Origin of the sequence: Bathymodiolus japonicus methanotrophic gill symbiont, from assembly GCF_019721995.1 — a bacterium.
Lineage (GTDB): Bacteria > Pseudomonadota > Gammaproteobacteria > Methylococcales > Methylomonadaceae > Methyloprofundus.
In genome coordinates this window covers 1-7,572 of sequence record NZ_BLYC01000089.1, presented here as the reverse complement: position 1 = coordinate 7,572, position 7,572 = coordinate 1, and the positions used below count along the sequence as shown (strand labels likewise).

7 protein-coding genes and 2 pseudogenes are annotated in these 7,572 nt (G+C 37.5%); 4 read left to right on the top strand and 5 right to left on the bottom strand.

Annotation, left to right across the window (positions count from 1 at the left end; all coding sequences use genetic code 11):
• On the top strand, nucleotides 1-1,264 hold a 1,264-nt coding region (locus tag K6984_RS29660), incomplete at its 5' end, for an AAA family ATPase (RefSeq protein WP_221898570.1).
• A 2-nt stretch (nucleotides 1,265-1,266) separates the two neighbouring features.
• A complete protein-coding gene (locus K6984_RS29655) occupies nucleotides 1,267-2,112 on the top strand; it encodes an HNH endonuclease (RefSeq protein ID WP_221898569.1) in 846 nt (281 codons plus the stop codon).
• Between the two features lie 496 nt (nucleotides 2,113-2,608).
• Here K6984_RS29655 and K6984_RS29650 read toward each other — a convergent pair whose 3' ends face one another.
• Both K6984_RS29650 and K6984_RS29645 read right to left on the bottom strand, forming a co-directional pair.
• A complete protein-coding gene (locus K6984_RS29650; protein ID WP_221898568.1) occupies nucleotides 2,609-2,803 on the bottom strand; it encodes a hypothetical protein in 195 nt (64 codons plus the stop codon).
• Nucleotides 2,758-4,080, bottom strand: coding sequence for a tetratricopeptide repeat-containing protein (locus K6984_RS29645; RefSeq protein WP_230988360.1), 1,323 nt, complete (start codon nucleotides 4,078-4,080; stop codon nucleotides 2,758-2,760). The genes K6984_RS29650 and K6984_RS29645 overlap by 46 nt, the downstream gene beginning before the upstream one ends.
• A 99-nt stretch (nucleotides 4,081-4,179) precedes the next feature.
• Between K6984_RS29645 and K6984_RS29640 the strand changes: the two genes are divergently transcribed.
• Nucleotides 4,180-4,896 carry an IS1 family transposase gene (locus K6984_RS29640; protein ID WP_221898567.1) on the top strand — a complete coding sequence of 239 codons (717 nt, stop codon included), beginning with the start codon at nucleotides 4,180-4,182 and terminating at the stop codon, nucleotides 4,894-4,896.
• Nucleotides 4,897-4,934: 38 nt separating this feature from the next.
• Here the strand turns inward: K6984_RS29640 and K6984_RS29635 are convergent, their stop codons facing one another.
• Together K6984_RS29635 and K6984_RS29630 are read right to left on the bottom strand one after the other, a co-directional pair.
• Nucleotides 4,935-5,345 (bottom strand): TIR domain-containing protein, encoded by a 411-nt coding sequence (locus K6984_RS29635; RefSeq protein WP_221898566.1) that lies wholly within the window; start codon nucleotides 5,343-5,345, stop codon nucleotides 4,935-4,937.
• A gap of 75 nt (nucleotides 5,346-5,420) precedes the next feature.
• Nucleotides 5,421-5,813, bottom strand: a pseudogene (locus tag K6984_RS29630) (IS66 family transposase); the annotation flags it as partial.
• Between the two features lie 169 nt (nucleotides 5,814-5,982).
• On the opposite strand from K6984_RS29630, the pseudogene K6984_RS29625 reads away from it, so the two are divergent.
• A pseudogene (locus tag K6984_RS29625) lies at nucleotides 5,983-6,264 on the top strand (IS6 family transposase); the annotation flags it as partial.
• A gap of 56 nt (nucleotides 6,265-6,320) precedes the next feature.
• On the opposite strand, the gene K6984_RS29620 reads toward K6984_RS29625, so the two are convergent.
• Nucleotides 6,321-7,487, bottom strand: a complete 1,167-nt coding sequence (locus K6984_RS29620; RefSeq protein ID WP_087870166.1) for an IS3 family transposase — start codon at nucleotides 7,485-7,487, stop codon at nucleotides 6,321-6,323.
• Nucleotides 7,488-7,572: the final 85 nt, after the last annotated feature.

The window sequence follows — 7,572 nt, the reverse complement described above, 5'->3', positions numbered from 1 at the left end:
AAACATTAATAAGCTTAATGACGGAATTAAGAAAGAAGTTCTTATTCAGCTAAATGATGTCGTGCAGAATCAAGACTTATTAGAAAGAGCGATAAAAGAAGAAGTAACAAAAACGTCTTTGTTGCGGGATATAAGCATATCTTCGATAAATGGACAGTTTAAAAGACTTTTGGAAGGTGGCTCCGTACTAACAAATTATGATTTTCAATATAATATGCCGCAAGGGGAAAAAACAGCAGGACTAGATCTTAAATTCTCTGTAGATCCTGAGTCGAATCCTCCTACGAATATTCATGTGTTGATTGGTCGTAATGGAGTAGGAAAAACGCATTTACTAAGCGAAATGGTAAAAGCACTTGTTCCAGATGAAAAAACTGGATCCATTAAATCGGATAGTAATTTTTCAGATTCACAAAATCCCTGGGGAGAACAGAATAATGAGGACTTATTCGCTGGTGTTGTTTCTGTCGCCTTTAGTGCATTTGATCCATTTGAGCCCTATCCTGAGCAAAAAGATAAAACAAAAGGCATACGCTACTCATATGTGGGATTAAAACGCTCATCAAGCAGAGGTGGCACGCCAATGAGTCATGAAATGCTTACTGATGAATTTGTTGACAGCTTAAAGGCGTGTGTTTCACAAGGTAAATTAGAACGCTGGAACATAGCAATAAAAAACTTAGAGTCTGATCCACTTTTTAGAGAACTTTCACTTAGTGATGTTGTCTCTTCGTGTGATGCTGACAAGTTAGAAGAAGCTAGGCCAATGTACAAGAAAATGAGTTCAGGACACGGCATCGTACTACTGACTATAACCAAACTAGTCGAAAAAGTTGAAGAGAAAACTCTAGTGTTAATCGATGAGCCGGAAGGGCACCTTCATCCTCCGTTGTTATCAGCATTTGTTAGAGCCTTATCAGATTTATTGTCTCATAGAAATGGGGTGGCAATTATCGCAACTCATTCACCAGTTATTGTTCAGGAGGTGCCGAAGGACTGTGTTTGGAAACTTCGTCGAACAGGGTTGGAAGCAAATGCAGAAAGACCAGAATTAGAAACATTTGGTGAGAATTTAGGCATCCTCACACGTGAAATATTTGGACTTGAAGTTACTGAGTCTGGGTACCACAGATTGTTAAACGAGGCGCTTGAAAACAAAGATAGCTTCCAAGATATTGTTAAGTATTTTGGTAATAATTTAGGATCAGAGGCAAGGGGTATATTGCGTGGTCTTATTGCAGAACGACATAAAGAAGAGCTATAGCCATGAGAGTTATAGTTAAACCAGAGGAAGATCCAAAAGATGTGTTTTTAACATGTATTAGTCATGTAGCAAACAAAAGCTTAAAAGACAAGCTGAGCTCAGTTGTAGATAATGTGAATAAGGCGGCAGAAGAGTTTAATCGTAATGGGATGGATAAGAGTTTCTACCGTTTAAATGAGCATGACAATATAGCAGAGAAAGTTACAGAAAATGAGATGGTGCTTGTATATACAAACCGCATGGCCAAGAAGGGGGCGCCTGGCCGGTCTGTTTACGATAAACTGAAAGCATCTGCACCTCAAGGAATATGCCCACTTTGTGGACAAAGAACAGTATCGACACTAGATCACTATTTACCAAAAGCTCGTTTCCCATTATTGGTTGTTGTTCCATTCAATCTCGTTCCAGCATGTTATGATTGTAATAAATTGAAGCGAAGTACAGTTCCGACAACTACTGAAGAGCAGACACTACATCCATATTATGACGATGTAACGTCTGTGCAGTGGTTGTTTGCTGAGGTCGTTAAGGGCCCACCAGTTTCTATTAGTTTCTTTGTTAAGGATGTAGATGATTGGAGTGACGCAATGAATGCCCGAATAAAACAGCATTTTAATATTTATGGTCTTGGCTCATTATATACCTCTCAGGCAGGTGCTGAACTCGCTAATATCCGATGCCAGCTAAAAAATATTTTAGTAAAATCAAACTCAGAAGATGTACGTGACCAGTTATTAGATGCCTTTAAAACGCGGAATAATAATCATAGGAATTCATGGGGAACTGCCATGTATAAAGCAATGGCGGATAATGAATGGTTCTGTAATGGTGGTTTTAAAGCAAAATAAGAATAACCAGAGTGTGCATAACAATGCGCTCGTTCGGAGGTTCTGTCGCAAAAGATACGTATACCCAAACGAAATCAAGATGCAGGTTATTTTATCTCGTCATCCCTGCATGCTTTTAGCAGGGTTCTATTGAATGTACATGGATTCCCGGTAAAACCCTCGGGAATGACGGTCGGGGTAATTCCTGCACCTTCAAGTAGTTTGGGTATAGACATCATGGTTGTCATTCAAGAAGAAACGACAGGCGATGGGTTCTGTCGCAAAAAATAAATATTTGTGTAAAAATCAACTGTAATAGAAGTTACGCATTGACAGTGTTATCTATACACCATCATCAGCAGCACCAATAATCACCTTCATTTTGCCCTGATTCTACGCAAACAGCGTTAATAAACGCTGTTAAAAAACTAAAGGGCTGAAATTGTTAATAAATCCCTTGTTAATAAACTGATTTGGGTCTTGTGATCTCTATCTTAGTAAATTCTAGGGGTAATAGTTAGATTCCATTTTGCCACCATTGGGGAAACAATGAAAAAGGGCTGTCTTCAACTATGGCATCCGCTGTCAGCCCCGGACGGGCTGATAGTCTGCAGAAGGCGCAGGGAAATTTGCCAATCCGAAGTGCGCGATAGCGCACGAGGGAGGCTAAAATTTTATCCCGAATAGCCGTAGAGCCATTTGTGGTAGCCATGACTGAGCTGCTTTGTGCTCAGTCTGTGGCGGACGCAGGACCGCCTGATTATTATATTTTTTTGATTTTTCAAAGGTCTTAATTTCCCATTCCAAAGGTTTTTGAGATAGAAAATCGGTTTCATATTTTGTTGCATCTTCTTCAAGACCTACTGCTAAGCAACAATTTGAAAGTGAAGCATATATCCATTTCTTATCTAATCTATTTTCAAAATCGCCTAACTCAACTAGATATTTCAAATCTTTTATTATTTGTTTTCTGGTTTTTTCTGCTTCAATTTCACAATAAATAATTTCATTTGCATCTTCAATATTTTTTGATTTCTCATCTAAACAAAAAGAATAGTTTTCACCATTGTAATAATTATTAGTTATTTTAAAACATTTACAATAGCATTCTATTGCCCGTTCAAGTATTGATAGATCTTTCGTTAACCACCAAATATTCTTATAAATAGCACCACGTATACCTAGAGTCTCAGGGTCATTCGTATTTTGGTCATCAGTAATGAGTTTTTCTATAATAGATAGTGAATCGGTTAAGTTTGCTACATCTTCGGTGTTACTTTTATACTTACACAAAGCCCACTGCTGAATAAAGTATGGCTCAGATGGAGCTTTATCACTAATCTTCTCCCATAATTTGCTTGCTTGCTCGAAATTTTCTTTTTCCATTTCTGCTTTTGCTTTTTCTACTAATGCAAAAGGACCCTTCTCTCTATCTGCTAGATCATCAATAAAATTTACAAATTCAGATTCAGGAATAATTGGAGGGATAATTCCATTAATAATGGAATACAATGGGCTATCTATCTTTTTTTGTTCTGTAACCTCATGAATCAAGTCTGTAAGTTTTGTTTTGCAATGTTCCGCTTCATCTACACCAATATCTTCTCCTAAATGAGTATACATAAACATTCTAGTATGATCTAAATCAAATGGTATCTTTCCCTTTTTTTCTTTCAAAATTATAGTTGAATGAGGCCTAACACCATGACGTATACCAAGCTCATAAATTGCGTTAGGATTAAGTGTAGTAATATCAGCAACTACTAATTCAGCTTGCATTAATAAGGCATACATACTCTTATCAATAAGACCTGAATCTTTTATTTCATCAGATCTTACACATTCAAACCCTGCTTTTTCAACAGCAGGTCGAATTATATTTTTATATGTTTTATCTAAATCGTAAGTAATACCAAGATCTAGATCAGTTTTTTTCCCAAACCCCATAATTACAAAGCAAATTTTTGATTTACTAAAAGTTGATTTCACTCATGATTCCTTATTGATATAAAGTAAATAGCCTGGGTTAAACCTGTGTTTAGCATGAGAGCAATAGAATAAGAAAGTGATTTATTGCATAATTCCCTCATGAAATATTATCAAGAAATCACCTGCCCTAACTGTACTAATTCCAACCTGATGAAATCAGGTAGTAGCGATCGTGGTGTGCAGCGATATCGTTGCCAGACCACAGCTTGCTCAACCAACACCTTCATGTTGGAATATTGTTATAAAGCATGTGAATTTGGAACCAAAGAACACGTTGTCGAAATGGCTATCAATAGTAGTGGCACTCGAGACACGGCTAGGGTTCTTAAAATCAATAAAAATACGGTGACTCGTACTTTAAAAAACAAAGAAAACAGTCTTGTTCAAGTGAACCCTCTTTTTCAGACCTTTGATCAAGGGAAACCATTGGAAGTCAGACTAGAACAGGTCTGCTGTGATGAAGCCGAAATGGATGAACAGTGGTCTTTTGTAGGAAATAAAAGCAATCAACGCTGGCTATGGCATGCTGTTGATCATAAAACCAACACGGTACTCGCTTATGTTTTTGGCAAGCGTAAGGACATTGTTTTCAAAGAATTAAAAGCGTTACTTTTGCCTTTAAATATCAGTCGTTATTACACCGATGACTGGGGCGCTTATGAACGTCATCTCGATGCTGAGAAACATGAAATAGGTAAGAAAAACACCCAAAAAATTGAACGTAAAAACTTGAATTTTAGAGCATGGATAAAACGATTAACTCGTCGAACAATCTGCTTCTCTAAGTTAGAGAAAATGCATAACACTAATCTATAAGTTAGGTGTTGGCTATTTTAATTATAGGATTTCACTTTTTAGGTGTGATCTCTGATTGCTTGTATAACACTTGCAGAATTCCACCCTACAGGGCCACAAACAGATGCATCTCGTACAATCTGAGGAATTCTCTGTTGCCCCCACGGTTTTATAGCAATAATGGTTTTATTTAAACGCTTCGCTTCATTGATTTCATATTCAATCCAATCACTATGAGCAGAATACATTCCACCAAGTATCAATACGACTTGAGAAGGGTTTATTTGTCGAGTCATCCCTTCTTTTAGACCTTTACACGTCTTATCAGGCAATGCATTAGTAGCAGTGATACTACAATTACTCCAAGATAAATTGGCTGCATCCTTTAACCAATTCACGACTTTATCGTAGTGTTCATTGTATTCCCAAGCATGGCTAATAAAAATCATTCTATTTTTTAAATTCGGCATTTTAACCCCTTTTTTTAGTGCAACTGAAGTTTCTTAATTAGTAACTACTCAGCTTCGCTGAGTAGTTCAATGAAATTATAAAGCAAATTCAGGTAACTTTCCTTCAAAGACCAGGGGCATTGCCTGAGTTGCACTTAGACCTTGTTTACGGCACGTTGATAAATACCCTCTGACACGACAAAATATCTCTGCACCCTTGGTACTACGAAAGCAGCCGGATATTTTCTGTTGAACCTTGGTCATCCGAATCGAATTTTCTGCGGCATTATTGGTAAATTGCACCCAGGTATTTGTCATGAAGCGCAAGACATCCTCTTCATAATTAATCAGCCTTTCCAGTAAGTTTCTAGCTTTACTGCGTTTTATTCGCTCCCGTTTTACTTCTTTAGGCTTATCGGGTGGTGGGCATTCGATCTCCGCTTTGCCAAGTAATTCTCTGTATTGTACCTTCCATTTTTCTGCTTCATTGACGGCATCCGCTGTCAGCCCCGGACGGGCTGATAGTCTCCAGAAGGCGCAGGGAAATTTGCCAATCCGAAGTGCGCGATAGCGCGCGAGGGGGTTCTGTCGCATAAAGTTCACTTCCCCAGGTTATCTGTTATCATTAAGTTTAAATCTCTATATCAGGAATTCTCAAATGCTTAGTTTCAAATGGCGCCACTTTGAAAAAGAGATCATTCTCCTAAATGTCAGATGGTACTTGGCTTACCCACTCAGTTATCGCAATCTTGAAGAAATAGCGGAAGAACGAGGCTATCATGTTGACCACAGCACACTTAACCGCTGGGTTATCACGTCTGCGCCTAAATTAGAGAAAGAATTTCACAAAAAGAAGCGTCCTGTGTGTGGGCGGTGGCGGATGGATGAAACCTATATTAAAGTCAAAGGAGAGTGGACATATTTTTATCGAGCAGTTGATAATATAGCACCCCAAAGAGTCAAGACAGATTTTTCAACAATCCTTATTCCATATTCCTAAGCCGCTTCATTCTGCTGTTCATTAGCTAAAATACTTTCTCTATATACATTCATTGGTTTTTTATAGTCCAGGGTTTCATGAAACCGTTGATGATTATAAAACTCAATATAGTCATCAACATCTTCTATTAACGCTCTAATTGAACCATATTCATTTAAATAAATACGCTCACATTTTGCACTTCGCCAAAACCGTTCAATACAAATATTATCCGTTGCTCGTCCTTTTCCATCCATAGAAATAGTAATGCCTTTGTTTTTTAGTCGTTGGGTATGAATTTCACTGGTGTATTGACTGCCTTGATCCGTATTAAAAATTTCAGGTGTTCCGTAGAGAGAAAGCGCTTCATCTAATACATCCATAACTAAAAAAGAATCCATTGTGTTTGATATTTTATGGGCGAGCACTGCTTTTGAGTGCCAATCAATAATCGCCGCTAAATAAACCATCCCTTCTTTGGTTTTAATATAGGTTATATCTGTACTCCAAACTTGGTTAGCGTGTGATATATCAAGATCTCTAAGCTTATAAGTATATTTTTTATGTTCTTTTATGGGGATCGTTGTATTGACTTGTTTTACCGCTAATACGGCTTTCAAGCCCATCTGCTGCCGATAACTCGCCACCGTGTTTAAACTGACTTTAAAACCACCTTCAAGCAACTGCTGGTGTACTTTAGCCGCACCATAAATAGGGATGTCTTTAAAAATGTGATTAATCTGAGTTTTGATCTCTTCTTTCTTTTTATTCTCTCTTTTTTTGTAATAGAGATTGCTTCTATTTAATCCTAATAATGCACACTGCTGTGTTAGAGGTAGAGTGTTAAGCTTGGGCTCAATCAACTGTTTTCTATCAGATGAGTCCAAGCTTTTTAGCTTTTTTTCGAGCCACTCCTTTTCAACCGTCATTTTTCCTACGATTTTTGTGAGCATCTCATTTTGTTCTTGAGCTGCTAATAGATCCTCTTTGTAATCTTTAACGGCTTTGGAGGGCTCCATTGCTATTTCTGCATTGTCTAAGAATATTTTTTTCCAGTTTTGTAGGTTCTTAGGTGTGATGTTATTTGCACTGGCAATTTCTTGCAGTGTTTTTTCATTCTTTAAAACTTCTAATACCAACTTGCTTTTAAATTCAGCACTGTAGACCGTTCTTTTTCTGCTCATTTTAATACTCCAATTTTTTACAAATAGTAACTAATTTGGAATAAGATTGCTTTGATTTCTTGTCTGGATTTGCTGGGGGATTATA

What these genes read in the sequence shown, in the direction of transcription:
- K6984_RS29655 (WP_221898569.1), top strand. Translation starts at nt 1,267, where the DNA reads ATGAGAGTTATAGTTAAACCAGAGGAAGATCCAAAAGATGTGTTTTTA.
- K6984_RS29650 (WP_221898568.1), bottom strand. Translation starts at nt 2,803, where the DNA reads ATGGCTACCACAAATGGCTCTACGGCTATTCGGGATAAAATTTTAGCC.
- K6984_RS29640 (WP_221898567.1), top strand. Translation starts at nt 4,180, where the DNA reads ATGAAATATTATCAAGAAATCACCTGCCCTAACTGTACTAATTCCAAC.
- K6984_RS29635 (WP_221898566.1), bottom strand. Translation starts at nt 5,345, where the DNA reads ATGCCGAATTTAAAAAATAGAATGATTTTTATTAGCCATGCTTGGGAA.
- K6984_RS29620 (WP_087870166.1), bottom strand. Translation starts at nt 7,487, where the DNA reads ATGAGCAGAAAAAGAACGGTCTACAGTGCTGAATTTAAAAGCAAGTTG.